Origin of the sequence: Curtobacterium sp. MCBA15_009 (genome assembly GCF_001864895.1) — a bacterium.
Taxonomy (GTDB): domain Bacteria; phylum Actinomycetota; class Actinomycetes; order Actinomycetales; family Microbacteriaceae; genus Curtobacterium.
The window spans coordinates 263,896-288,232 of sequence record NZ_MJGO01000037.1 but is presented as its reverse complement, the minus strand read 5'-3'; the positions used below and the strand labels follow the sequence as shown (position 1 = coordinate 288,232).

The window sequence follows — 24,337 nt, the reverse complement described above, 5'->3', positions numbered from 1 at the left end:
GGGCAAGGACGAAGTGCTGGACGGCTGGCTCCCCGCGGGGCTATCGTCTCCTCACCATCCGTGCACAGCCGATCGGAGGGGCCATCATGACCCTCGAGTTCCGCGTCCAGCACGACGTCGCCACCGACGCCTCTCCCGCCCCCACCCGACCCGCCCGCACCGGTCTCCGCGGTGTCCTCGACCGCTGGGGCGACCGCCGTGCCGCGGCACGCGCCCGCCGGGTCGACGACCGCATCCGCGAACTCGGCGAGCTCGGCCACCTGCTCTCCGAGGCACGTGGCGTCGTCGAGCGCGGCTGGATCCAGCACGCCTGGTTCACCTACGTCGACGAGCGCGGCCGGACCCGCACCGCGACCAGCGCCGCCGCGCTCGACGTGCAGGGCCGTCCGCTCGTGGGCGCCTGCCTGGTCGGGGCCGTCGTGTCGGCCGCCGGCGGGCCGCACGCCGTGCACTCCCCGCGGGTGCAGCACGCGCTCGACCTCGTCTGGCACGCGCTCGCGGCGGACGAGGGCACCCCGGTGCTGTGGTGCCCGGCACCCGACGTCCGGATGGGCCGCGTGCGGGACCTGACGAGCTGGAACGACGCGTCCACGCGGACCTCGACCGACGTGGCGGGGCTCCTGCTCACCGCGGAACGCGTGGCCGTGCAGGAGTCGACGCGCCTGCGCGACGGACAGGTGGCACGATCGAGGGCATGAGCAGCGCCGACGCCGTCCCCGAGGTCCACCCCGCCACGGCCGGCGGTCCGGCGTCGAGCGGCAACGCGGTGCTGTCCGACGAGGGCTCGACGCCGCACCCCGACGCCGCGGCCGTCAAGCAGACGCTGCACCGCTACCTGCAGAAGCACCGCGCCGCCCTGCTCGCGAAGCTCGACGGCCTGGCCGAGCGGCAGGCGCGGTGGCCGGTGACGCCGACCGGCACGAACGTGCTCGGCCTGGTGAAGCACGTCGCGGGGGTGCAGGCCGGGTACTTCGGTGCGGTCTTCGGGCGGCCGCTGCCGGACGCCCCTGCGTGGCTCGACGCCGAGGACGGGTCCGACATGTACGCCGCAGCCGACGAGACCCTCGACGACGTCGTCGCCTTCCACCACCGCAGCGCCGCGCACGCCGACGCGACCATCGACGCGCTCGACCTCGACGCCCGCGGCACGGTCCCGTGGTGGCCCGAGGAGCACCGCGAGGTCACGCTGCACCGGATCCTCGTGCACATGGCGTACGAGACCGCCCGGCACGCGGGGCACGCGGACATCGTGCGCGAGATGCTCGACGGCCTGGCCGGTGACGGCGACGGCAACCTGGCCGAGAAGACCACCGAGGAGTGGGCCGCCTGGCGCGAGCACCTCGCCGACATCGCCGAGCGCGCCGGCCTCCGCGGGTTGCACGCGTAGCCGACGCCGCCTCACGATCGTTACCGTTCTCCCAGGGTGGCGCCGACCCACCCCTCCTGACCGGGGCTTCCTGTCTGGGTGATCGTGCAGGATCCGCGCGGATCCGCCGATCCCGGTTGTACAAGCGCCTGCTCTGCTGCGTAGCCTCGGCCGGGTTCGTGCCCCGATCCGTGGGCAGTTCGGCCGACCGGAAGGGGAGCACCCACCCGTGTTCCAGTACGTCGTGGAGCGATGGAGCCAGATCTGGTTCGCATCGTGGCAGCACTTCTCACTGGTGGCCCAGTGCACGGTGCTCGCCACGGTCATCGCCGTGGTGCTCGCCACACTCGTCTACCGCAGCCCCCGGCTGACCGGGATCGCGAACGGGGTGTCGGCCATCGGACTGACCCTGCCGTCGTTCGCCGTCATCGGTCTGCTCATCGTGCCGCTCGGCTTCGGCGTCCTGCCGTCGGTCGTCACCGTGGTGTTCTTCGCCGCCCTGCCGATCCTGCGCAACGCGGTCGTCGGGCTCGCCGAGATCCCGCCGACGGTCGTCGAGTCGGCGCGGGGGATCGGCATGAGCCGGTTCCGCACGCTCGTGCAGGTCGAACTGCCGATGGCGTGGCCGATCATCCTCAGCGGCGTCCGTGTGTCCGCGCAGATGGTGATGGGCATCGCCGCGATCGCCGCCTACGCGCTCGGCCCCGGGCTCGGCGGCTTCATCTTCTCCGGACTCTCGCGCCTCGGCGGTGCGAACGCCCTGTACTCCGTGGTCGTCGGGGTGGTCGGCGTCGTCCTGATCGCCTTCGTCCTCGACCTGCTCCTCATCGGCCTCGGCCGCCTGACCATCTCGAGAGGTATCCGTGTCCAGCACTGACCACGCCACCACCACCGCACCCGACGGCGACGTCACCGGCCGGAGCATCCTGCTCGACGAGGTCACGAAGCGCTACCCGGGCCAGCAGAAGCCCGCGGTCGACGGCATCACGCTCGAGATCCCGGCCGGCAAGATCGTCATGCTCGTCGGCCCCTCCGGCTGCGGCAAGACGACGACCCTCAAGATGATCAACCGGCTCATCGAGCCGACCGAGGGGCGCATCGTCGTCGGCGACGACGACGTCACCGGCATCGACGGCGACGAACTCCGTCGCCGCATGGGCTACGTCATCCAGGCCGGCGGCCTCTTCCCGCACATGACGGTCGCGGCGAACATCGCGATCGTGCCGAAGATGCTCGGCTGGTCGAAGGAGAAGATCGCCGCGCGCGTCGACGAGCTCCTCGACCTCGTCTCGCTCGACCCGGACACGTACCGCGACCGCTACCCGCGCGAGCTCTCCGGCGGCCAGCAGCAGCGCGTCGGCGTGGCCCGGGCGCTCGCCGCCGACCCGCCCGTCCTGCTCATGGACGAGCCCTTCGGCGCGGTCGACCCGATCACCCGCCAGCGACTGCAGGACGAGCTGCTCCGCATCCAGGAGGAGCTGCACAAGACGATCGTCATCGTCAGCCACGACTTCGACGAGGCCGTGAAGCTCGGCGACTGGATCGTCATCTTCACCGAGGGCGCGCACATCGTGCAGTACGACACCCCGGAGCGGATCCTGGCCGAGCCGGCGAACGAGTTCGTCGAGAACTTCATCGGTTCCGGCGCCGGGCTCAAGCAGCTGACGCTGAACCGCGTGCGCGACGTCGAGGTCGTCCCCGCCGTGACCTGCTCGCCCGGGGAGGAGGCGAAGGCGGTCCTGCAGCGCATGCAGGAGGCCGGTGGCCACGGGCACGCCGTCGTGCTCGACCGCCGTCAGCGTCCGATCGGGTGGCCGTCGCGCCGCCAGCTCGAGCGCCTCGAACGCATCCCCGAGGGCATCGACCCCGACCTGCCGATCGTCGGCGAGGCCTCGACGCTCAACGACGCCCTCGACACCATGCTCGTCTCGAGCGCCGGCGCCGCCCTGGTCACCGGCCGGGGCGAGGCGTTCCGCGGCGTGATCACCGTCGAGGTCGTCATGGACGCCATCACGCGCTCCCGCGCCGAGGCTGCCGAGCACCAGCAGTACGCGCCGGTCGGCACGAACACGAACCCGATCCAGACCCTGCCGTCGACGCCGCCCGTGCCGACGGTGGCCGCCTCCGGGGAAGACCTGTGAGCGCAGTCGCCGCCGGCCCCGCGACCGGGTCGAGCACGTCCTGGAAGGGTCTGCTCGGCCAGCCGATCGCGATCCTCGTCGTGCTCGCCGCCTTCGTTGTCTGGCTCAACACGGCCGACCTCACGGCGACCGAGCGCGGCACGCTCAACCCGGCGAGCATCCTCGACCTGACCGGCCAGCACCTCGTGCTGACGCTGCAGGCGACCGTCCTGGTCCTCGTCATCGGGATCCCGCTCGGGATCGTGCTGACCCGCGGTCCGCTCCGCCGGATCAGCCCGGCGGTCATCGCGGTCGCGAACTTCGGCCAGGCCGCGCCGGCCGTCGGCCTCATCGTGCTGCTCGCCGCCTGGCTCGGCCTGAACTCGTGGTCCGTCGTCGTGGCGCTCGTCGTGTACGCGATCCTGCCGGTGCTGCGGAACACCATGATCGGCGTGCAGAGCGTCGACGCGCGGCTCGTCGAGGCCGGGCGGGGCATGGGCATGAGCGCGTTCAGCGTGCTCGTGAAGGTCGAGCTGCCGCTCGCCGTGCCCGTCATGCTCTCCGGCATCCGCACCGCGCTCGTCCTGCTCGTCGGGACCGCGAGCCTGGCGACGTTCGTCGGAGCGGGCGGCCTCGGCCTCCTCATCACCACCGGCGTGACGCTGTTCCTGCCGAAGGTGCTCGTCTCCGGTGCGCTGCTCGTGGCGCTCCTCGCACTGTCCATCGACTGGCTCGGCCGCGTGGTCGAGACCGTCGCACGACCGAAGGGCCTCCGATGAACCGCCGTACCCGTCGCGGTGCCGCCGTCCTGCTCGCCGGGACCACCGCGCTCGTCCTCACCGGCTGCGGACTCCAGCCCGCGACGTCGTTCGTGCCCGCGGCGGACCCTGGGTCCATCGAGCGCATCGACGACCTGCCCGAGGGCGCCCACCTCACGGTCACGTCGAAGAACTTCACCGAGCAGCTCGTGCTCGGCAAGATCGCCGTGCTCGCCGCGAAGGCCGCCGGGTTCGACGTCACCGACGAGACGAACGTGCCGGGCAGCGTCGCGGTCCGCGAGCTGATGACGTCGCACGCCGCCGACTTCACGTACGAGTACACCGGCACCGCCTGGCTGACCTTCATGGGCCACGCCGAGGGGATCCCGGACAAGACCGAGCAGTGGACGGCGGTCAAGGACGAGGACGCCGGCAACGGGCTGACCTGGCTCGAGCCCGCACCGATGAACAACACGTACGCGTTCGCGGTGCGCGACGAGGCCGTCGAGGAGCTCGGGAACATCGAGACGCTCTCCGACATCACCGAGCTGCCGGTCGACCAGCGGACGTTCTGCGTCGAGTCGGAGTTCAACTCGCGTGCCGACGGCTTCAAGCCGATGCTCGAGAAGTACGGCCTGGAGCTCGGTGGCTCGGGCGACGACGGGATCCCGAGCAGCAACGTCAGCATCCTCGACACCGGCACGGTCTACACCGCGACCGACCGCGGCAAGTGCAACTTCGGCGAGGTCTTCACCACCGACGGCCGCATCAAGTCGCTCGGCCTGACGGTGCTCGAGGACGACGAGGGGTTCTTCCCGGCGTACAACGTCGCACCCGTCATCGACTCCGAGACGCTGCAGGAGTACCCGCAGCTCGAGGGGATCTACGACCAGATCTCGCCGAAGCTCACCGACACGGTGCTCCAGGAGCTCAACCGCCAGGTCGACGTCGAGGGGCGCGAGCCGGCCGACGTCGCCTTCGACTGGATGGTCGACGAGGGCTTCATCGCGAAGCCCTGACCCTCGCAGCGCGTCGCGCGCGCGCATCGTGAGCGGACGGGAGGCACGTTGCGGCGCCGCCACGGGCCTCCCGTCCGTCCGGTGGTCGCGTCAGCCGGCCGCGATCCGGGCAGCCGTGTCGCGGATCGACGCGACCACCGCGGCCCGGACGTCGTCCGGGTCGGAACCCTCGTGCCGGGCGGAGCTCCGCAGGCCCGTCATGCACATGCCGAGGAGCATCTCCGCCGCCTGCGGGGTCGCCGCCTCGGGCCCCCAGGCCGGGTCCCGCTCGAGGACCGTGCGCACCGCACCGGTCATCGCCTCGGCGACCGTCGTCATCCGGGTGACCTGGCGGCGCATGAGCTGGGGGAAGCGCACGATGACCTCCTTGCGGGCGGTCCGCTCGTGCTCGTCGCCGAACGAGTCGCCGAAGACCAGGAACGCCAGGTCGACGACGGCCAGCGCGGCGGGCTCCCCCGCCACCGCCGTCAGGTGCGCGTCGAGCGTCTCGGGCGTCAGGTCGAGCTCGGTGTGCCCGAGGACCGCGTCCTCCTTGCTCTCGAAGTAGTTGAAGAACGTGCGCGGCGAGACGTCCGCCCGCGCGGCGATCTGCTCGATGGTGGTCCGGTCGACGTCCTGCTCGAGCGCGAGGGACCGCGCGGCCTCGGCGATGCGGCGGCGGGTCGCCCGCCGCTTGCGGTCGCGCAGGCCCGGCTCGGACGAGGACGCGGAGTCGTGCATGGCCCGACTGTAACGGGATCGCCCGCGACGGTGACCGCGGGGTGTGCATAGTGTCGGACCGGTGACGGCTTTCGGACGGGACCTGGGTGGCGGTGCCACGCTGACCCTGCGCGACCTGACGACCGTCGACCCGGTGCTGGAGCTCGTGCTGGCGAACCTGGACCGGCTCCGGGCGGCCGAACCCTGGGCGTGGGGGCCGCAGACCCGCGAGCGCTCCGCCCTGCAGACCGAACAGCTGCTCGCGCAGTTCGCGATGGACCGGGCGCTGCCGTGCGTCATCCGACAGGACGACCGCATCGTCGGTGCGGCCTCCCTGGCGTTCGACCCGTACCTCGGGCAGGCATCCCTCGGCTACTGGGTCGACGCCGCCGCCGAGGGCCGGGGACTCGTGCGCCGCGCCGCGACCGTCCTGGTCGACGTCGCGCGGGTCCGGGGGGTCGCCCGGCTCGAGATCCGCACGGCCGTCGGCAACGCGCGGAGCCGGGGGCTGGCGGTGCGGCTCGGCTTCACCCACGAGGGGACCCTGCGCGGCGCACTGCCGCTCGGCCCGGAGCGGGTCGACGTCGCCGTGCACGGCCTGCTCCTCTGAACGGGGTGCGGCGCCGTGGTGCGACCGGTCGTCAGCGGCCCTGGGTCAGGCCGTGCCAGGCGGCGACGGCCCCGCCCGCCACGAGGAACACGCCCACCAAGACCCAGACGGCCAGTGCGACGAGGTTGAGCAGGATGCCCCAACCGGCGCGACCGCGGGCGTACGGCTCGCGGCCGCGCGACGCGATGCCGAGGCAGAGCCCGACCACGGGGGCGACGAAGGTCCAGCCCGCCAGCAGCGAGCAGATCCCGAGGACGAGGCTCGCGGTGCCGAGGCCGGTGCGGAGGGACTGCGTGGAGGTGACCATGCCGTCCACGCTACGAGCGGCCGCACCCGGGCGTCGTCCGTCCACGGCGTGACCCCGGGTCCTCCCTCGGACGGACGGACGTCTTCCGCCGGTATCGTCGGAGCATGGCCTTGTTCGGACGACGCAACCACGACGTGCGCGATCGACCCGTCAGCCAGGTCGAGCTGAAGCGGGCCGTCGACGAGGGCTTCCTCATCGCGAAGGCCGCCGTCACGATCGCCGTCGGGAACCGCATCATCACCAACGCCCTGCGCGACCAGGGCTACTTCGACCACGCGCTCATCGCCGAGGCCGCGCGCGAGGAGCTCCACCGGATGGCCGAGGAACAGCGCGGCGACGCCGCCCGCATGCGCGCGATCCGACAGACGTCGAGCAAGACGAAGGGCCGGTCGCGGCACCAGCACGACTACCGCCGGGGCGACGACCTGAAGCTCCGCACGCGCGAGGCGACCTACGAACAGCTCGCGACGATGCTCGACCGGCGTCGCGACGACCAGCACTTCGTCGACGGCATCGTCCTCGCCGCGCGCGCCCGTGCCTGGGACGACATCGGCACCACGGTGGTCGGGCGGCTCGGCTGGGCCCAGCGCCCGGCGGACGACTACGAGATCGGTCGCGACGACCGGTTGCAGCAGATGCTCGACGAGGACTTCGCCGCGCTCGTCGCCGAGCACCCGATCGGCCCGGGCACGCCGGTCGACGTGGACGAGCCCGACGACGCCGACGGCGACGAGGACGGCTCGGACCCCGCCGACGCGGACGTCGCGCGACCCTGAACCGCACCACGTGCCGCGCCGGGTCCTAGGCTCGGACCATGGTTGATGCGGTGGTCGTCGGGGCAGGACCGAACGGACTCGCGGCGGCGGTGACCCTGGCGCGCGCCGGGTTGTCGGTCGAGGTCGTGGAGCGGAACGACACGATCGGCGGCGGCGCCCGCACGGCGGAGCTCACGCTGCCCGGGTTCCTGCACGACGTCTGCTCCGCCGTGCACCCGATGGCGCTGCAGTCCGAGTTCTTCCGGCTGTTCCGGATGGAGGACCGCATCGAGCTCCGCCTGCCCGAGGTGCAGTACGGCCACCCGCTCGACGGCGGCCGCGCGGGGATCGCGTACCGGGACCTCGACCGCACGGCGGACGGGCTCGGCGTCGACGGCGCAGCCTTCCGGCACCTGATGGGGCCGCTCGCCCGGAACGCCGACCAGGTCGCCGACTTCGCGACCGACGCGCTCCTGCACGTGCCCCGCCACCCGCTCACCGTCGCGCGATTCGGGCTCCGGGCGCTCGAGCAGGGCACCGCCGCCTGGAACGTGCGGTTCCGCGGGGACGCGGCGCCCGCGATGGTCTCCGGCGTCGCGGCGCACTCGATCCAGCACCTGCCGTCGCTGTCCACCGCGGCCGCGGCACTGTCGCTCGGCTCGTACGCGCACGCCCGCGGCTGGCCGGTGCCGATCGGCGGCAGCCAGGCGATCGTCGACGCGCTCGCCGCGGACCTCGTCGCGCACGGCGGCCGCATCGTCACCGGGCACGAGGTCCGGACGCTCGGCGACCTGACCCCGGCGAAGGCGGTGCTGTTCGACACGAGCGTGCCGGGCATGCTCCGGATCGCGGGCAAGCAGATCCCGACGCCGAAGCGCGGGGCGCTGCGTCGCTTCCGGTTCGGGAACGCGGCGGCGAAGGTCGACTTCGCGCTGTCCGACGCCGTGCCGTGGACGAACGAGGACCTGCGCCGTGCCGGCACCGTGCACATCGGCGGCACCCGCCAGGAGATCGCCGCCGCCGAGCACGCGGTTGCGCACGGACGGCACGCCGAGCGTCCGTACGTGCTCGGTGCGGAACCGACCGTCGTCGACCCGAGCCGCGCCCCGAGGGGGAAGCACGTCTTCTGGGCCTACGCGCACGTCCCGGCCGGGTCCGACGTCGACCCGACCGAGGTGGTCACGCGGCAGATCGAGCGCTTCGCCCCGGGGTTCCGCGACACGATCCTGTCGTCGAGCGCCCGCACCGCGGTGCAGATGGGCGAGTACAACCCGAACTACGTCGGCGGCGACATCGCCGCCGGGGCCGCGAGCTTCTGGCAGCTCGTCAAGCGGCCGGTCCTGTCCAGCGACCCGTGGCGGATGGGCGGCGGCATGTACCTGTGCTCGGAGGCCTCCGCCCCCGGCCCCGGCGTGCACGGCATGGCCGGCTGGCACGCCGCCAAGAGCGCCCTCCGGCACACCTTCGGGCTGCCGGCCGACGTCGACCTCACCCCGGAAGGCTGATCACCATGGCGAAGAACGTCCGCATCTTCCACTGCGCACCCGAGGCCGTCTTCGACGTGCTCCGCGACGGCTGGCTCTACCCGACGTGGGTGGTCGGTGCCTCGCGGATGCGCGGCGAGGACCGCGGGTGGCCGGCGGTGGGCACCCGGATCCACCACTCCTTCGGCATCTGGCCGTTCGTCATCAACGACACGACGACGGTCCTGGAGTACGACGAGCCGCGACGGCTGGTCATCCAGGCCCGCGGCTGGCCGGTCGGCGAGGCCCGCGTCGAGGTCGAGGTCGAACCGCACCCCCGTGGCTGCCGCGTCACCCTGCGGGAGAACCCCGTCGAGGGACCCGGATCGCTCGTGCCGGGGTTCATCGCGCAGCCCGGCATCTGGTTCCGCAACCGCGAGAGCATCCGCCGGCTCAGCTGGGTCGCGGCCGGGCGCGCGGCGAACGCCTGAGACGTCCCGACGAGACGGACGGGAGGCCCGTGGCGGCGCCGCCACCGGCCTCCCGTTCGTCGCCGGTCGCGTCGACTACGCCCGACTGAACGCGCTGGCGCGCGCCACCTGGTCGTCGGTCAGGGCGACGCCCGTGTAGCGCTCGAACTGGCGTGCCGCCTGCAGGGCGATGACCTCGGCACCCGTGATGACGTGCCTGCCGGCGTCGCGTCCGGCGCGCACGAGCGGGGTCTCCGACGGGAACGCGACCACGTCGAAGACGGTGTGCGCGGCCTCGATCCGCTCCCGGGCGAAGGCGAGCGCGTCCTGCTGGTCGCCGCGCATGCCGAGCGGGGTGACGTTGACGACGACGTCGGTCTCCCCCGCCTCGCGTTCCTCGGCGACCCACTCGTAGCCGTACTGCGCCGCGAGCGCCGGACCGGTCCGCTCGTTGCGCGCGACGACCGTCAGCCGGTCGAAGCCGGCACCACGGAACGCCGCCGTGACGGCCTTCGCCATGCCGCCGGAGCCGCGGAGCAGCACGCGCGACCCGGGATCGACCCCGTGGGACGCGAGCAGGGCGGCGACGGCCTCGTAGTCGGTGTTCGACGCCGTGAGCACGCCGTCGTCGTTCACGACCGTGTTGACCGACTGGATCGCCGCGGCGGAGTCCTCGACGTGGTCGACGAGCGGGATGATCGCCTCCTTGAAGGGCATCGACACCGAACAGCCGCGGATCCCGAGCGCACGGATGCCGGCGACGGCACCGGGCAGGTCGGTCGTGGTGAACGCCTTGTACAGGAAGTCGAGCCCCAGCTCGTCGTAGAGGAAGTTGTGGAACCGGGTGCCGATGTTGCTCGGCCGGGCGGCGAGCGACATGCAGACCTGCATGTCCTTGTGGAGGATGGGCATGCCGCCAGTCTCCCATGAGTACGCCGATGGAGCGGTCCACACGGACCGGGTGCGGCACTCCGGGGTAGCGTCGGAGCGGATGACCGAGATCCCGGAGACCATGCGCGCTGTCCGCTTCGACGAGTGGGGCGACCGATCGGTCCTGCACGTCGCCGAGGTACCCGTTCCCGAGGTGGCCCCCGGGAGGGTGCTCGTCCGTGTCCGTGCCGCCGGGATCAACCCCGGTGAGTCGGCGATCCGCCAGGGTGTCTTCGGCGGCGACCTGCCGTCCGGGCAGGGCACCGACTTCGCCGGCATCGTCGTCGCGGTCGGCGCCGAGGTCGACGGCGTCGACGAGGGCGAGGAGGTCCTCGGGTGGTCGTGGGACCGCGCCGGCCAGGCGGAGTACGTCGCCGTGCCCGCCGTGCAGGTGGTGCAGAAGCCGCGCCTGCTCGACTGGGCGGTCGCCGGCGGCCTCGACGTCGTCGCCACCACCGCTGCCGCGGCGGTCCGCGCCGTGGACCCGCGCCCCGGCGAGACCGTCGTCGTGTCCGGCGCGGCCGGCGGCGTCGGCGGGTTCGTCACGCAGCTGCTCACGAACGAGGGGATCGACGTCATCGCGATCGCGTCCGAGTCCAACCACGACTGGCTCCGGTCGAAGCGTGCGCGGCCCGTGGCGTACGGCGACGGGCTGCGGGAGCGGATCACCGAGCTCGCGACCAACGGGGTCGACGCCGTGATCGACACGTTCGGCCCGGAGTACGTGCACCTCGGCATCGCGTTGGGCGTCCCCGCCGAGCGCATCGAGACGGTCATCGCGTTCGAGGCGGCGGCCGAGGTGGGGGCGCGGACCGCCGGCAGCGCCGACACCGCCGACCCGGAGATCCTCGGGGCACTCGCCCTGCAGGTCGCCGACGGCTCGATCGAGGTCCCCGTCGCGGCCACCTTCCCGCTCGAGCGCGTGCAGGACGCCTACGAACAGCTCGAGCAGCGGCACACCCGCGGGAAGATCGTCCTGGTGCCCTGAGTACCGTGGGCCGCATGAGCACTCTCTCCCGCCCCCGCCGGGGCCGCGTCCTCGCCGGCGTCTGCGCCGGACTCGCCGACCGCTTCGGGCTGTCCCGCACCCTCGTCCGGATCGGCTGGGTCGTCCTCAGCCTGTTCCCCGGACCGCTCTGGATCGCCTACGTGGTCCTGTGGGCCGTGATGCCGTCCGAGGGCCGCCCCAGCCGCTGAGCACCGCCCCGTCCGGACGGGTTAGTGTGTCGGGCGTGCCGGTCTCCGTCTTCGATCTGTTCAGCGTCGGTGTCGGCCCCTCGAGCTCGCACACCGTCGGGCCGATGCGGGCCGGGGCCGAGTTCGCCGCCCTCGTCGCCGGGACGCCCGTCGCGACGATCGCCGTCGACCTGTACGGCTCGCTCGCCTCGACCGGGCAGGGCCACGGCACGCTCGGAGCCGTCGTCGCCGGCCTGATGGGCTCGCACCCCGAGACCGTCGACCCGGACGCGATGACCGCTGCGCTCGCCGCGGTCGACCGCGACGGCGAACTGCCGCTCGACGGCGGGGCTCGGGTCCCGTTCCGGCTCGCCGACATCGTGCTGCACCCGCTGACCATGCTGCCGCGGCACCCGAACGCGATGCGACTGCGCGCGCGTGACGCGGCGGGCACCGACCTGGCCGACGAGACCTACTACTCGATCGGCGGTGGGTTCATCGCGCGCGACGACGACGCCGAGCCCGCGGCCGACGCGCCGGCAGCCGTCGCCGGTGCCGCGATCCCGGTCGGCGACGCCGTACCGTTCCCGTTCTCGAGCGGCGCCGAGCTGCTCGCGGCCTGCACCGGTTCGGGGCTCCCGATCAGCGGTGTCGCGATGGCGAACGAGTCCGTCACCCGCAGCGAGGCCGACGTCCGGTCCGGGCTGCTCGGCATCCACGCCGTGATGGAGTCCTGCGTCGAGCGGTCCGTGCGCCGCACCGGACTCCTTCCCGGCGGCCTGACCGTGCGCCGTCGCGCGGCCACCTGGCACGAGCAGCTCACCCGCGAGGACCCGGACCACGACCCGCTGTTCGCCATGGAGTGGGTGAACCTCGTCGCGATGGCGGTCAACGAGGAGAACGCCACCGGCGGCCGGGTCGTCACGGCGCCGACGAACGGTGCCGCGGGCATCATCCCCGCGGTCCTGTACTACGCGTTGACCTACGTGCCCGCGGTCACGCCGGCGGACCGCGACGACGCGGTGGTCCGCTTCCTGCTCACCGCGGGGGCGATCGGGTCGATCTACAAGGAGCGCGCGTCGATCTCCGGTGCCGAGGTCGGCTGCCAGGGCGAGGTCGGGTCGGCGGCGTCGATGGCCGCCGCCGGGCTCGCCGAGGTCCTCGGCGGCACGCCCGAGCAGGTCGAGAACGCCGCCGAGATCGCCATGGAGCACAACCTCGGCCTGACCTGCGATCCGATCGGCGGCCTCGTGCAGATCCCGTGCATCGAGCGGAACGCGATCGCGGCGAACAAGGCGATCAACGCCGCCCGGATGGCGCTGCGCGGTGACGGCGTGCACCACGTCTCGCTCGACCAGGTCGTCGAGACCATGCGCCAGACCGGTGCGGACATGTCCACGAAGTACAAGGAGACCGCGATGGGCGGTCTGGCGGTGAACGTCCCGCTCTGCTGACCGGCTCAGCCGTGCAGCAGGGTGAGCAGTCGTGCCGTCTCGGTGGCGATCGCCTCGCGGCCGGCGGACACGTACCCGCGCGGGTCCACGAGGTCCGGGCGCTCGTCGAGGACGCCCCGGAGCGCACGGGTGAACAGCCCGTTGAGGTGCGTCGAGATGTTGATCTTCGTCATGCCGGCGTGCACGGCGCCGCGGAGCTCGTCGTCGGACAGGCCGGAGGAGCCGTGCAGCACGAGCGGCACCGGCACGGTCTCCCGCAGCCGCGCGACCAGGTCGCGGTCGACCGAGGCCTCGCGGGTCTGCATCGCGTGCGAGGTGCCGACGGCGACGGCGAGGGCGTCGACGTCGGTGTCGGCGACGAAGGTGGCGGCGTCGGTGGGGTCGGTGCGGACGCCCGGGGCGTGCACGCCGTCCTTGCCGCCGACCTCGCCGAGCTCGGCCTCGATCGCGACGCCCGCCGCGTGGCACCGGGCCGCGAGGTCGCGGGTGGCGGCGACGTTCGCCGCGAAGTCGAGGTGCGACCCGTCGTACATGACCGAGTCGACACCGAGGTCGATGCCGGCGGCGACGAGTTCCGGGTCCTCGATGTGGTCCAGGTGCACGAGCACGTCGACGTCGGCGGCGCGGGCGATGGCCTGCGTCGCCGCCGTGATCGGGGCGAGGCCGCCGTGGTAGCGGACGCAGTTCTCGCTGATCTGCAGCACGACGGGCAGACCGGCGCGCTCGGCCCCGGTGACGATGGCCTCGGCGTGCTCGAGCAGCACCACGTTGAAGGCACCGACGCCGCGGCGGGCGGTGCGGGCGGTGTCGAGCAGCCCGGTCAGGGCGAGGTCGGTGATCATGCGGGGGTCCTCGTTCGGTCGGTGTCGGCGTGGTCGTGGTCGGGGTGCAGGAACCGGGCGACGTCGGCGGGGTCGACCTCGCCGGCCACCGGGCGCAGGACCGCGGCGGCACCGTGCGCCGCAGCGGAGCGGAGCGCGTGGAGCAGGACGGCGTCGTCGAGCACCGCGGTGCTGCCGGGGCCGCCGTCGGTCGCACGGTCGAGGGCACGGTCGAGCGCACGGTCGAGGGCACCGACGAGCGCACCGACGAGTCCGGCGGTCGCGGCGTCGCCGGCACCCGTCGGGTTGCCGCTGACCCCGGGGACCGCCGGCACGTCGAGCACGCGGTCGGCGGTGTGGGCAGCGATGCCGTCCGAGCCGCGCGAGACGACGACGACGGTCGCGCCGCGCTCGAGCAGGAGCCGCGCACCGGAGCGTTCGTCGTCGGCGCCGGTGGCGTCGAGCAGCTCCTCGCGGTTCGGCTTGCACACGGTCGCCCCGGCCGACGCGGCGGCGAGGAGCGCGTCGCCCGAGCAGTCGACGACGCTCGGCACGCCGTGGTGCCGCGCCGCCGCCACCCACCGGGCGACGACGCCCGGGTCGGTCGCGCGCGGCAGCGAGCCGGACACGACCAGCGCGTCGGCGCCGGGCAGCAGCGCCGTGACGGCAGCGGTGACGGCGTCCCACTCTTCCGCCCCGAGTTCCGGGCCGGGTTCGCCGAGCATCGTCGGGTGGGCGAGGTCGTCGACGACGGTGACCGTCGTGCGGGTCTCGCCGCCGATCGCGACGTCGGTGTGCGCGAGGCCGAGGGCGTCGAGCGCCTCGGCGATCCACCGCCCGGCGGCCCCGCCGAGCGGCAGGACCGCGTGCGTGCCGGTGCCGGTGGTGTCGAGCACCCGACCGACGTTCAGGCCCTTGCCGCCCGGTCGCCGGGCGACGTCGAGGACGCGCTGGGTCTCGCCGATGCGCTGCTCCGCGACGCGGTAGGTGACGTCGACGGCGGGGTTCGGGGTGACGACGACGATCATGCGGCCACCGCCCTCGGCAGGGGCCGCACCGTGCCCGCGTGCGGGTCGAGCACGAGGAGCTCGGCCGGGGCCCCGACGGTCAGGGGTGCCGGGCGGCCGAGCAGCTGGGCGGCGCGGGAGGACGACGCGGCGACGACCTCGGGCAGCGGGACACCGGCGGTGAGCAGGGTCCGTGCGGCGTCGGCCACGGCGATCGTGCTGCCGGCGAGGGACGAGCCGTCGGCGGTCATCGCGATGCCGCCCCGGACCGACACGGCCGACCCGGCGACGGTGTGGTCGCCGTCGGGGCAGCCGGTCGCGGACATGGCGTCGGAGACGAGCACGGTGCGACCCGGAGCGGTGCGCTGCACGAGCGCGACCGTCAGCGGGTCGAGGTGGTGGCCGTCGACGATGCACTCGAGCAGCACGCGGTCGTCCGTGAGCGCCGCACCGACCGGCCCGGGGGCGCGGTGGTGCAGCGGCGGCATGCCGTTGAACAGGTGCGTGACGAGCGAGGCCCCGGCGTCGACCGCCCGGCGGGTCTGCTCGGCGGTCGCGTCGGTGTGGCCGATCGCCACGACGACCCCGGCGGCGACGAGCCGGGCGACGACGTCGAGTGCGCCGGGGAGCTCCGGCGCGAGGGTCACGATCCGGAGCGCGTCGCCCGCGGCGGCGAGGAGGGCGTCGACCTCGGCCGCGTCCGGTGCGTGCAGCAGGTCGGCGCGGTGCGCACCGCGCCGGGACTGCGCGAGCCACGGCCCCTCGAGGTGGATGCCGGCGAGCGTGCTGTCCGCCACGAGCGGTCGGAGCCGGGCCAGGGCGGCGACGGTGTCGTCGTGCCGGCCGGTGGCCACGGACGCGACGAGCGTCGTCGTGCCCCGGGAACGGTGGTGGTCGGCGGCGGCACGGGCCTGGTCGGCGGTGCAGGACGCGAAGTCGTGGCCGAGGGCGCCGTGGGCGTGCAGGTCGACGAGGCCGGGGACCACGGCGCCGTCGGCCACCGTGACGACGTCGTCGGTGTCGGGCGGGGTGCCGACCCCGGTGGCGCGCACGGCGCCGGAGTCGTCGACGACGAGCCAGGCGTCGCGGAGGTCGTCGGTCGCGGTCACGACACGGGGGGCGCGGATGAGCGTCGTCACACGAGGACCCGTCCGTCGAGGGCACGGCGGGCGAGCAGGCCGGCGCCGATCGCCCCGGCGGCGTCGCCGTGCCGGGCCGGCACGACGGCGGGCACCCGGACCCCGACGAGCCGTCCGGCCAGGGCCGTGCGCAGCGGGTCGAGGAGCAGCGGACCGGACTCGGCCAGTCCCCCGCCCACGACGACGGTGTGGCAGCCGGCGACCGCGGTGGTCCAGGCCAGGGCGTCGGCGAGGACGTCGACGCACTCGTGCCAGACGGTGGTCGCCACGGGGTCGCCGTCCCGCACCCGGAGCATCGCCGCGTGGGCGGACGGTGCGCCGGACCGGCGGGCGACGGCCCCGGCCGAGGCGATCTCCTCGACCCGGAGCCCGGCGTGCGGCCCGGTCGGGATCCGCACCTGCCCGATCTCCCCCGCCCAGCCGCCACCGGACACCACGGCGCCGTCGACGACGAGCGTGCTCGCGAGGCCGGTGCCGACGGGCACGAACGACACCGAACCGGTCGCCAGGGCCGGTCCGCCGGCGGCGACCTCGGCCAGGGCACCGGCACGGACGTCCTGGCCGAAGGCGACGGGCACGTCGACGCCCCGCGCGAGCAGGGCCGCGCGGACCCGCTCACGGGCGGGGACGTCGCGCCAGCCGAGGTTGACGGCGAGCACGACGGTGCCGCTCGTCTCGTCGACGACACCGGGGGTGACGAGTCCGACCGCGGCCAGCGGGCCGTGGTCGGCCGCGCGCACCGCCAGGTCGGCGACGACGGCGGCGAGTGCCGTGCCGTCCGGGTCCTCACGCGGTGTCGGGACCCGGTGGTCGTCGAGGACGCGTCCGTCGGTGTCGGTGAGCCGTGCCTTCACGCCCGTGCCGCCGACGTCGACCCCGAGCACCGCGCCTGCGGCCGCCATCAGGTGAGGATGACCGACCGCGTGAGCGACCGGGGGTTGTCGGGGTCGAGTCCGCGGCGCTCGGCCAGGGCCACGGCGAACCGGTGCACGACGACGAGCCCGGCCAACGGGTCGAGGTCGTGCTGCACCAGGCGGGCGCCGGTGGCGGCGACCTCGTCGGCCAGCCCGTCGGGGGTCGGGCCGAGCGACCAGACGAGGCGGCCGGGCTGGGCGATGGCGATGGGCCCGTGCCGGTAGTCCATCGCCGGGTACGACTCGGCCCAGAACTGTGCGGCCTCGCGCGTCTTGAGCGCTGCCTCGGCGGTCAGGCCGACCGCGGCACCGCGACCGAGGAAGGTGACCTGCTCGGCGTCGAGCAGGTCGTCGATCGGGACGGACAGGGCGGTCTCGGCCTGGGCGGCGAGGGCGTCGACGTCGTCGCCGAGCGAGGCACGGAGGAGCGCGAGCGTCGTGGTCGCGAAGCGGGTCTGCACGACGGAGCGCTCGTCGGCGAAGGGCAGCGCGACGACGTCGTCGGCCGCGGCTGCGGCGGGGCTGTCCGGCACGGCCGTGACGAGCACGGTGCGTCGGGACGGCAGGGCGTGGAGCAGGTCGACGACCTCGGTCGTCGTGCCGGAGCGGCTGATGGTGAGCACCCGGTCGTACTCGCGCGACGCCGGGTACTCGGAGCCGGCGAAGGCGTCGGTCACGCCGAGGCCGGCCTGCTCGCGGGCGACGGCGTAGGACATCGCGACGAACCAGCTCGTGCCGCAGCCCACGACGGCGACGCGTTCACCGGGCTGGGGGAGTGCGTCGGCGACCGTCGGCAGGAGTGCGGCGGCGGCACGCCAGGTCTCCGGCTGGGACGCCAGCTCGGCGCTCACGAAGGTGTCGGTCATGGGAGCCTTCCGTTCCGCTCGGGGTGATCGATCCCACGAATCGTAGCGAGCGATCGTGCGCGACGGAAGACGAACGCGTCATTTCCGATCACGAGAGCGTCGGACCGACGCCGTAGGATGACCGTCATGACCCCCCAACAGCGGCTGAACGCCCTGCTCGAACTCGTGAGCGAGCGCGGCAACGTCTCGATCGCCGAGATCGGCGAGCTGCTCGGGATCTCGCCGGCGACCGCGCGGCGCGACCTCACGACGCTGGCCGACCAGCGGCTCGTGACCCGCACCCACGGCGGGGCGGCGGCGCTCGGCGCCGGCTACGAACTGCCGCTGCAGTACAAGATCGCCCGGCAGGCCGAGGCGAAGACGGCGATCGCCCGCGCGACCGCCCGTCTCGTGCAGCCCGGCGAGACCGTGGGGCTCAACGGGGGGACGACCACGACCGAGGTCGCGCGCGAGCTCGGCAAGAGCGAACGCTTCATCCGGGCCGACGGCGAGTTCGGCATCACCATCGTGACGAACGCCCTGAACGTCGGGTACGAGCTCTCCGTCCGGGCGAACGTCAAGATCGTCGTCACGGGCGGGGTGGCGCGCCGCCAGTCCTACGAGCTCGTCGGCCCGCTCGTCCGCGACACCCTCGACGAGTTCGCGCTCGACCTCGTGGTGCTCGGGGTGGACGGCCTGACCGGGCAGTACGGTGCCACGACCATGCACGAGGGCGAGGCCGAGGTGAGTCGGCACTTCGCCGCCGTCGGGCGCCGGGTCGTCGTGGTGGCCGACTCGACGAAGATCGAGCGGTCGACGTTCGCGCGGATCTGCCCGCTCGACCGGATCGACGTGCTCGTCACCGACCAGCCCGTCCCGGCTGCCTTCGCCGCGGACCTCGCCGCCGCCGGGGTGGAGCTCATCGTCGCGGACTGAGCACCCGACCGCAGCGCCCGACCTCCGCCACGGACGGCCACCCGCACGGCCGATCCTCCCCGACAACCTCCCCCGGCCCGCGCCTGGCGCCCGACCGACGGAGCGCCCCGCGCCCGCCGTGCCGTCCCGGACGGTGACGGCCGTGACGGACGCGAGGCGTGCCTCCCGGCCGACGCGTCGGCGACGCCCGCCCGCGGACGTTACCGGCATGTAAAACCATCGCATCTCGCTACATGAGCGTTCCGTGAGCGCCTATTGTGCATCCATGATCGATTCGGCATCATGGACGTCACAATCACGCAAGGGAGCGAGATGAGCATGCGCGCTGACGACGGGACCCTCCGGGTCGCGGTGATCGGGATGGGACAGCGGTCCGCCATCGCGGGGCACGTGGCCGAGGCCAGTGCCGCGGACCCGGCGCTGCGCGCCGAGGTCGTCGCCGTGGCCGACGTGACCGAGGCAGGCCGCGAGCGCGGCCGGGCCGAGTACCCCGGGGCCACCGTGGTCGAGCACCACCGTGACCTCGCCGGGGTGGTGGACGCGGCGATCGTCACGACGCCCGACTGGACGCACGCCGAGATCGCGATCGACCTGCTGCGCGCCGGCATCGCGGTCTACCTCGAGAAGCCCCTCGCCATCACGGTCGAGGACGCCGACGCGGTCCTCAACACCGCCGCCGAGACCGGCACGCCGCTCTACGTCGGGCACAACTTCCGGCACGCGGCGGTCGTCCGGCTCATGCGCCAGGTGATCGAGCGCGGCGAGATCGGCGAGGTGAAGGCCGTCTGGGTCCGCCACTTCGTCGGCAACGGCGGCGACTACTACTTCAAGGACTGGCACGCGGACCGCACGAAGGTGAACTCGCTGCTCCTGCAGAAGGCGAGCCACGACCTCGACGTCATCCACGCCCTCGGCGGCGGCGACACCGCCCGCGTCGTCGGCATGGGGTCCCTGTCGGTCTACGGCGACGTGACCGACCGGCGCGACCGCAGCGGCGAGCTGATGGGGGACTGGTTCTCGTTCGACAACTGGCCGCCGCTCGCCCAGACCGGCCTGAACCCCGTCGTCGACGTCGAGGACGTCTCGATGGTCATGATGACGCTCGACAACGGCGTGCAGGCGAGCTACGAGCAGTGCCACTTCACCCCGGACTACTGGCGGAACTACACCGTCATCGGGACCGAGGGGCGGCTCGAGAACATCGGCGACACCGGCGGCGGCGTCGTGAAGGTGTGGACGCACCGCCGCGGGTGGGACACCGCGGGGGACCGCGAGTACCCGATCGACGGTGTCGAGGACGGCCACGCCGACGCCGACCTGCTCACCATGACCGAGTTCCTGCGGTCCGTCGCGCTCGGCGAACCCGCGCAGCTCTCGCCGATCGCGGCCCGCGCCGCGGTCGCCGCCGGCGCGCTCGCGACCCGGTCGCTGCGCAACGGCTCGGTCCCCGTCGACGTCCCGCCCCTGCCGGCCGCGACGATCGCGCACTTCGCGGCGCCCGTCCACCCCGCGCACACGCACCCCTCCGACACCGACCCCTCCCACCCCTCCCAGACCGTCACCTCCTGACGGCCGTGCGAAAGGACCTCCCGATGACCGCACACATCCCCGCCCGAGGCACCGGCGTGCGCCGCGTCCTCCTCGGCGCCGTCGCCGCGCTCGGTGCGGCCGCACTCCTCGCCGGGTGCTCCTCGTCGTCCGGGGCCTCCGGCTCCGGCGGCGACTACGCCGCCCCGGCGAAGGACACGAAGGCGAACCTGACCTACGCCGTCTGGGACGAGAACCAGGTCGACGCGATCAAGGCGAACCTCAAGGGCTTCAACGAGGAGTACCCCGACATCAAGGTCAGCGTCGACGTCACGCCGTACGCCAACTACTTCACCAAGCTGCAGACGCAGGGATCGAGCAACACGCTGCCCGACCTGTTCTGGATGAACGGCCCGAACTTCCAGCTCTACGCGGCCAACGGCAAGCTCGCCCCGATCACCGGCGAGGTCAAGGCCGGCGACATCGACCCGTCGAAGTACTCGAGCGCGCTCAACGACCTGTACACCTACGACGACACCCAGTACGGCGTCCCGAAGGACTTCGACACCATCGGTGTCTGGGTGAACAAGTCGCTGTTCGAGCAGGCCGGCATGGACCTGCCCGACAAGGACTGGACCTGGGACGACTTCCAGCAGACCGCGGCCGAGCTCCGCGAGAAGCTCGAGGGCAAGGGCGTCTACGGCGCCGCCGCCGGCATGGACGGCCAGACGACGTACTACAACACCATCTTCCAGGCCGGGGGATCGGTGCTGAACGCCGACGGCACGAAGTCCGAGTACGCGTCGAAGGCCTCCGAGGAAGGCCTGCAGTTCTGGACCGACCTGATCGACTCCGGTGCCTCGCCGTCCATCAAGCAGCTCACCGACACCACCGCCGACCAGTGGTTCACCTCGGGCAAGCTCGCGATGTACCAGGGCGGCAGCTGGTTCCGGTCCGCGCTGACCGGCACCGACCTCGAGAAGGACGTCGTCGTCTACCCGCTGCCCACGGGCAAGAAGCAGGCGACCGTCATCCACGGGGTCTCGAACGTCGTCGCCGAGGGCAGCAAGGACAAGGCCGCCGCGCAGGCGCTCCAGGTGTACCTGGCCAGCAAGGACGCCCAGCAGCAGCAGGGCGACATGGGTGCGATCATCCCCGCGTACGAGGGCACGCAGGACGCCTTCACGAAGACGATGCCCGACGCCGACCTGCAGGTCTTCCTCGACGCGGTCGACTACGCCGAGCCCCTGCCCGTCTCGAAGAACACCGCAGCGTGGAACACCCTCGAGACGAACATGCTGCCGGGCGCGTTCGACGGCTCGACACCGGTCGACGACGTCGCCGAGCAGCTGGCGCAGAAGATGGACGCCGCGCTCGCCAAGGAGCAGTGAGTCCCGAACCGATGGCGATCAACACCGAGCGGCCCCCCGCCGCCTCCGCCCCCGCCCGGACGCGTTCGTCCGGGCGGGGCGCCCCCGGTCCCGCGGCCGGTGGCACCCGCGCCCCCCGACGCACCGACGGGTGGTGGCCGTGGCTCTTCGTCCTCCCGCTGCTCCTCGGCGTGGGCACCTTCTACATCTGGCCGATCATCCAGACGTTCTGGTACTCGTTCACGAGCTGGGGCGTCTTCGGCGGTGCGACGTTCAGCGGCGTCGAGAACTACGTCCGCCTGTTCGGCGAGCCGCAGCTGTACCAGTCCCTCCTCAACACGATCGTCTACACGGTCGTCGTGCTCGCCGGCATCCCGATCGCGGTGTGGCTGGCGAGCCTGCTGAACACCCCGGGGCTGCGGTTCGCGCAGTTCTACCGGGTGCTGTTCTTCCTGCCGTACGTCGCCATGCCGGCGGCCATCGCGCTGGTCTGGCGCATCATGTTCAACGGTGACTTCGGCATCGTGAACTGGTTCCTCGGCCGGTTCGGGATCGACGGCCCCTACTGGATCTCGACGCCCGGGTTCGCACTCGTGGCGGTGAGCCTGGTCGGCCTCTGGTCGTCCCTCGGCTTCTCGATGATCATCCTCGGCGCCGGGCTCAAGGACATCCCGCCGGAGCTCTACGAGGCAGCCGAGCTCGACGGCGCGAGCCGGTGGCGGCAGTTCCGCTCGGTGACCGTGCCGCTGCTCAGCCCGAGCATCTTCTTCGTGGTCATCATCACGACGATCTCGAGCTTCCAGCTCTTCGACCTGCTCTACGCCATCCTCGGCAGCACGAACCCGGTGATCCCGAAGACGATGTCGCTCGTCTTCTACTTCTACAGCGCCGGGTTCATCGACAACGACAAGGGCTTCGCGGCCGCGATCGCCATGGTGATCTTCGTGCTCATCGGCATCATCACGCTCGTGCAGTTCCGCGTCCAACGGAAGTGGGTGCAGTCATGACCGCAACGGTCACCCCGCCCCGGGCCGCGCGCCGGCCCGGTCGCCGAGGCGGCAGCCACTGGTGGATCCACGTCGTCCTGGGCGTCGGCGGGTTCGTCATGGCCTTCCCGTTCCTGTGGCAGATCATCATGTCGCTGTCCACGAACACGCAGGTGCAGTCGGTCACCCCGGTCTTCTGGCCGGGCGAGCTGCAGTGGCAGAACTACGCGCAGGTCTTCGAGCGGCTGCCGTTCCTCAGCCAGCTCGGCACGTCCGTGTGGGTCACGGTCATCCGCACGATCGCGCAGATCGTCTTCTGCACGCTCGCCGGGTACGCGTTCGCCCGGATGCGGTTCCGTGGCCGGATGGTCCTGCTCGGGATCGTGCTGTCGATCCTGCTCGTGCCGTCGCAGGTGTACCTCATCTCGCAGTACCAGATCGTGCAGGGTCTCGGCTGGCTCGACTCCCTGATGGGCATCGTGGCGCCGGGGCTGTTCAGCGCGTTCGGCACCTTCCTGATGCGGACCGCGTTCCTCAACATGCCGCCCGAGCTCGAAGAGGCAGCGCGCATGGACGGCGCCAACCCGTTCCAGACCTTCTGGCGGATCATGCTGCCGCTCGCCCGTCCCTCGATCAGCGTGCTCGCGATCACCACGGTGCTCTGGTCGTGGAACGAGTTGCTCTGGCCGCTCGTGGTCTCCACCCGCGCCGAGGACATGCCGTTGGCCGCGGGCCTCGCCACGCTGTCGAGCGACCGCACGATCGACTACCCGGTGCTCATGGCCGCCAGCCTGATGGCGATGGCCCCGGTGCTCATCATGTTCGTCGTCCTGCAGCGGCGGGTGATGGACGGGCTCGCGTCGTCCGGTCTGAAGTGACCACCACCGGCCTGGAGGCCCGCCCCGCGTCCGTCGCGCTCCTCACCGCCGCCGTGGGGACCGACCAGGGTGCGGCGACGGTGGCGACGGCGCTCGCCGCCACCGTCGCCGACGCGGAGCCAGCGGAGCGCGACGCCCTCGTGGTCGCCGCGCTCCGCGCGGCGGTGCCCGGCAACGCCGACGCGCTCACGCGACGCGGGCTCCCGCGCGACGTGGCCGAGGCGACCGTCGCGGACGTGGGCCGCAAGCTCGACCGGTACGGCCTGCGCGGCGCCGACGTGGACTGGCTCGTCGCGGTGGTGACCGGTCGCGTGGTGGCCGTGGGGCGCCTCCAGTTCGAACTCGGCGACCACCTGGCCGACGGTTCCCCGGCGTGGGGTGTGCACGTCCCGGAGACCGGGCCCCTCGATCCCGACGACTGCGACCGGTCCTTCGCCCGCGCGCCCGGACTGCTCCGACGGCTCGCACCGGACCGCGTCGCCGAGCGGTGGCGGTGCCGCTCGTGGCTGCTCGACCCGGGGTTGGCGGACGTGCTCGGGCCGGACGCGAACACGGTGCGCTTCGCGCGGCGTTTCCGGCTCGACCCGCCCGGTCCACACGACGCGGCGGAGGGCGACGACAGCGTCGCGAAGTTCGTGTTCGGCGTGCCGCTCGCGACCGCCCGCGCCTCCGCGCCGACCGGTCGGTTGCGTGCCGCGGTCCTCGACCGCTGGGCGAGCGGTGGGCACTGGACGGAACGCACCGGCACCGCTCCCGTCGCCTGACCGTTCCGGGGCCGGGCCGCGTA

Annotated in this window: 27 protein-coding genes; 19 read left to right on the top strand and 8 right to left on the bottom strand. The window is 73.0% G+C overall.

Translation table 11 applies throughout. The annotated features are described in order from the left end of the window. Positions 1 to 86 precede the first annotated feature (86 nt). The 6 genes from BIU97_RS09675 to BIU97_RS09650 all read left to right on the top strand — a co-directional run bounded on the left by BIU97_RS09675 (position 87) and on the right by BIU97_RS09650 (position 5,263). On the top strand, positions 87 to 698 hold the full coding sequence (locus BIU97_RS09675; RefSeq protein ID WP_071297522.1) for a DUF6197 family protein: 612 nt from the start codon (positions 87 to 89) through the stop codon (positions 696 to 698). Then, complete coding sequence (locus BIU97_RS09670) at positions 695 to 1,387, top strand: DinB family protein (RefSeq protein WP_083404750.1); 693 nt, start codon at positions 695 to 697, stop codon at positions 1,385 to 1,387. The genes BIU97_RS09675 and BIU97_RS09670 overlap by 4 nt, the downstream gene beginning before the upstream one ends. A 208-nt stretch (positions 1,388 to 1,595) precedes the next feature. Continuing rightward, positions 1,596 to 2,243: an ABC transporter permease gene (locus BIU97_RS09665; RefSeq protein WP_071259146.1), complete on the top strand. Its 648-nt coding sequence runs from the start codon at positions 1,596 to 1,598 to the stop codon at positions 2,241 to 2,243. After that, a complete protein-coding gene (locus BIU97_RS09660) occupies positions 2,230 to 3,507 on the top strand; it encodes an ATP-binding cassette domain-containing protein (RefSeq protein WP_071259150.1) in 1,278 nt (425 codons plus the stop codon). The genes BIU97_RS09665 and BIU97_RS09660 overlap by 14 nt, the downstream gene beginning before the upstream one ends. Next, positions 3,504 to 4,265 (top strand): ABC transporter permease, encoded by a 762-nt coding sequence (locus BIU97_RS09655; RefSeq protein ID WP_071297521.1) that lies wholly within the window; start codon positions 3,504 to 3,506, stop codon positions 4,263 to 4,265. The genes BIU97_RS09660 and BIU97_RS09655 overlap by 4 nt, the downstream gene beginning before the upstream one ends. After that, positions 4,262 to 5,263, top strand: coding sequence for a glycine betaine ABC transporter substrate-binding protein (locus BIU97_RS09650; RefSeq protein WP_071297520.1), 1,002 nt, complete (start codon positions 4,262 to 4,264; stop codon positions 5,261 to 5,263). Before BIU97_RS09655 ends, BIU97_RS09650 begins: the two co-directional genes overlap by 4 nt. A 90-nt stretch (positions 5,264 to 5,353) precedes the next feature. On the opposite strand, the gene BIU97_RS18070 is transcribed toward BIU97_RS09650, so the two are convergent. Beyond that, positions 5,354 to 5,983, bottom strand: a complete 630-nt coding sequence (locus tag BIU97_RS18070; protein ID WP_071259168.1) for a TetR/AcrR family transcriptional regulator — start codon at positions 5,981 to 5,983, stop codon at positions 5,354 to 5,356. A 61-nt stretch (positions 5,984 to 6,044) separates the two neighbouring features. Between BIU97_RS18070 and BIU97_RS09640 the strand changes: the two genes are divergently transcribed. Beyond that, positions 6,045 to 6,572: a GNAT family N-acetyltransferase gene (locus BIU97_RS09640; RefSeq protein WP_071297519.1), complete on the top strand. Its 528-nt coding sequence runs from the start codon at positions 6,045 to 6,047 to the stop codon at positions 6,570 to 6,572. A gap of 31 nt (positions 6,573 to 6,603) precedes the next feature. Here the strand turns inward: BIU97_RS09640 and BIU97_RS09635 are convergent, their stop codons facing one another. Beyond that, positions 6,604 to 6,879: a hypothetical protein gene (locus BIU97_RS09635; RefSeq protein ID WP_071297716.1), complete on the bottom strand. Its 276-nt coding sequence runs from the start codon at positions 6,877 to 6,879 to the stop codon at positions 6,604 to 6,606. A 104-nt stretch (positions 6,880 to 6,983) separates the two neighbouring features. Between BIU97_RS09635 and BIU97_RS09630 the strand changes: the two genes are divergently transcribed. Genes BIU97_RS09630 through BIU97_RS09620 form a run of 3 tightly spaced genes read left to right on the top strand, consistent with a single transcriptional unit; the run spans position 6,984 to position 9,588 of the window. Then, on the top strand, positions 6,984 to 7,655 hold the full coding sequence (locus BIU97_RS09630; RefSeq protein ID WP_071297518.1) for a hypothetical protein: 672 nt from the start codon (positions 6,984 to 6,986) through the stop codon (positions 7,653 to 7,655). Between the two features lie 38 nt (positions 7,656 to 7,693). After that, positions 7,694 to 9,139, top strand: a complete 1,446-nt coding sequence (locus BIU97_RS09625) for a phytoene desaturase family protein (protein WP_071297517.1) — start codon at positions 7,694 to 7,696, stop codon at positions 9,137 to 9,139. A 5-nt stretch (positions 9,140 to 9,144) separates the two neighbouring features. Then, positions 9,145 to 9,588: an SRPBCC family protein gene (locus BIU97_RS09620; RefSeq protein ID WP_071259185.1), complete on the top strand. Its 444-nt coding sequence runs from the start codon at positions 9,145 to 9,147 to the stop codon at positions 9,586 to 9,588. A 75-nt stretch (positions 9,589 to 9,663) separates the two neighbouring features. On the opposite strand, the gene BIU97_RS09615 is transcribed toward BIU97_RS09620, so the two are convergent. Further along, positions 9,664 to 10,479 carry a shikimate 5-dehydrogenase gene (locus tag BIU97_RS09615; protein WP_071259197.1) on the bottom strand — a complete coding sequence of 272 codons (816 nt, stop codon included), beginning with the start codon at positions 10,477 to 10,479 and terminating at the stop codon, positions 9,664 to 9,666. Between the two features lie 79 nt (positions 10,480 to 10,558). On the opposite strand from BIU97_RS09615, the gene BIU97_RS09610 reads away from it, so the two are divergent. The 3 genes from BIU97_RS09610 to BIU97_RS09600 are packed head-to-tail and all read left to right on the top strand — an operon-like array spanning position 10,559 to position 13,127. Then, entirely contained in the window at positions 10,559 to 11,485 is a 927-nt protein-coding gene (locus tag BIU97_RS09610) for an NADP-dependent oxidoreductase (RefSeq protein ID WP_071259199.1), read from the top strand. A gap of 14 nt (positions 11,486 to 11,499) precedes the next feature. Further along, the gene (locus tag BIU97_RS09605; RefSeq protein WP_071259202.1) at positions 11,500 to 11,694 is read left to right on the top strand and encodes a PspC domain-containing protein; all 195 of its coding nucleotides are present in this window, start codon (positions 11,500 to 11,502) and stop codon (positions 11,692 to 11,694) included. A gap of 35 nt (positions 11,695 to 11,729) precedes the next feature. Continuing rightward, positions 11,730 to 13,127, top strand: a complete 1,398-nt coding sequence (locus BIU97_RS09600; protein WP_071297715.1) for an L-serine ammonia-lyase — start codon at positions 11,730 to 11,732, stop codon at positions 13,125 to 13,127. Positions 13,128 to 13,132: 5 nt separating this feature from the next. Here the strand turns inward: BIU97_RS09600 and BIU97_RS09595 are convergent, their stop codons facing one another. The 5 genes from BIU97_RS09595 to BIU97_RS09575 are packed head-to-tail and all read right to left on the bottom strand — an operon-like array spanning position 13,133 to position 17,874. After that, positions 13,133 to 13,969, bottom strand: coding sequence for a class II fructose-bisphosphate aldolase (locus BIU97_RS09595; RefSeq protein WP_071297516.1), 837 nt, complete (start codon positions 13,967 to 13,969; stop codon positions 13,133 to 13,135). Beyond that, positions 13,966 to 14,976, bottom strand: coding sequence for a 1-phosphofructokinase family hexose kinase (locus tag BIU97_RS09590; RefSeq protein ID WP_071297515.1), 1,011 nt, complete (start codon positions 14,974 to 14,976; stop codon positions 13,966 to 13,968). Before BIU97_RS09590 ends, BIU97_RS09595 begins: the two co-directional genes overlap by 4 nt. Further along, on the bottom strand, positions 14,973 to 16,094 hold the full coding sequence (gene nagA, locus BIU97_RS09585; RefSeq protein WP_071297514.1) for an N-acetylglucosamine-6-phosphate deacetylase: 1,122 nt from the start codon (positions 16,092 to 16,094) through the stop codon (positions 14,973 to 14,975). The genes BIU97_RS09590 and nagA overlap by 4 nt, the downstream gene beginning before the upstream one ends. Further along, positions 16,091 to 16,996, bottom strand: coding sequence for an ROK family protein (locus BIU97_RS09580; RefSeq protein WP_071297513.1), 906 nt, complete (start codon positions 16,994 to 16,996; stop codon positions 16,091 to 16,093). The genes nagA and BIU97_RS09580 overlap by 4 nt, the downstream gene beginning before the upstream one ends. Continuing rightward, complete coding sequence (locus tag BIU97_RS09575) at positions 16,996 to 17,874, bottom strand: SIS domain-containing protein (protein ID WP_071297512.1); 879 nt, start codon at positions 17,872 to 17,874, stop codon at positions 16,996 to 16,998. The genes BIU97_RS09580 and BIU97_RS09575 overlap by 1 nt, the downstream gene beginning before the upstream one ends. Before the next feature lie 126 nt (positions 17,875 to 18,000). Between BIU97_RS09575 and BIU97_RS09570 the strand changes: the two genes are divergently transcribed. The 6 genes from BIU97_RS09570 to BIU97_RS09545 all read left to right on the top strand — a co-directional run bounded on the left by BIU97_RS09570 (position 18,001) and on the right by BIU97_RS09545 (position 24,314). Next, a complete protein-coding gene (locus tag BIU97_RS09570; protein WP_071260337.1) occupies positions 18,001 to 18,789 on the top strand; it encodes a DeoR/GlpR family DNA-binding transcription regulator in 789 nt (262 codons plus the stop codon). Positions 18,790 to 19,107: 318 nt separating this feature from the next. After that, positions 19,108 to 20,358, top strand: coding sequence for a Gfo/Idh/MocA family protein (locus tag BIU97_RS09565; protein WP_441294395.1), 1,251 nt, complete (start codon positions 19,108 to 19,110; stop codon positions 20,356 to 20,358). Positions 20,359 to 20,381: 23 nt separating this feature from the next. Then, a complete protein-coding gene (locus tag BIU97_RS09560; RefSeq protein ID WP_083404753.1) occupies positions 20,382 to 21,707 on the top strand; it encodes an ABC transporter substrate-binding protein in 1,326 nt (441 codons plus the stop codon). After that, a complete protein-coding gene (locus BIU97_RS09555) occupies positions 21,704 to 22,693 on the top strand; it encodes a carbohydrate ABC transporter permease (protein ID WP_254782956.1) in 990 nt (329 codons plus the stop codon). The genes BIU97_RS09560 and BIU97_RS09555 overlap by 4 nt, the downstream gene beginning before the upstream one ends. Next, the gene (locus BIU97_RS09550; protein ID WP_071259293.1) at positions 22,690 to 23,550 is read left to right on the top strand and encodes a carbohydrate ABC transporter permease; all 861 of its coding nucleotides are present in this window, start codon (positions 22,690 to 22,692) and stop codon (positions 23,548 to 23,550) included. Before BIU97_RS09555 ends, BIU97_RS09550 begins: the two co-directional genes overlap by 4 nt. After that, complete coding sequence (locus BIU97_RS09545) at positions 23,547 to 24,314, top strand: hypothetical protein (protein WP_071297509.1); 768 nt, start codon at positions 23,547 to 23,549, stop codon at positions 24,312 to 24,314. Before BIU97_RS09550 ends, BIU97_RS09545 begins: the two co-directional genes overlap by 4 nt. Positions 24,315 to 24,337: the final 23 nt, after the last annotated feature.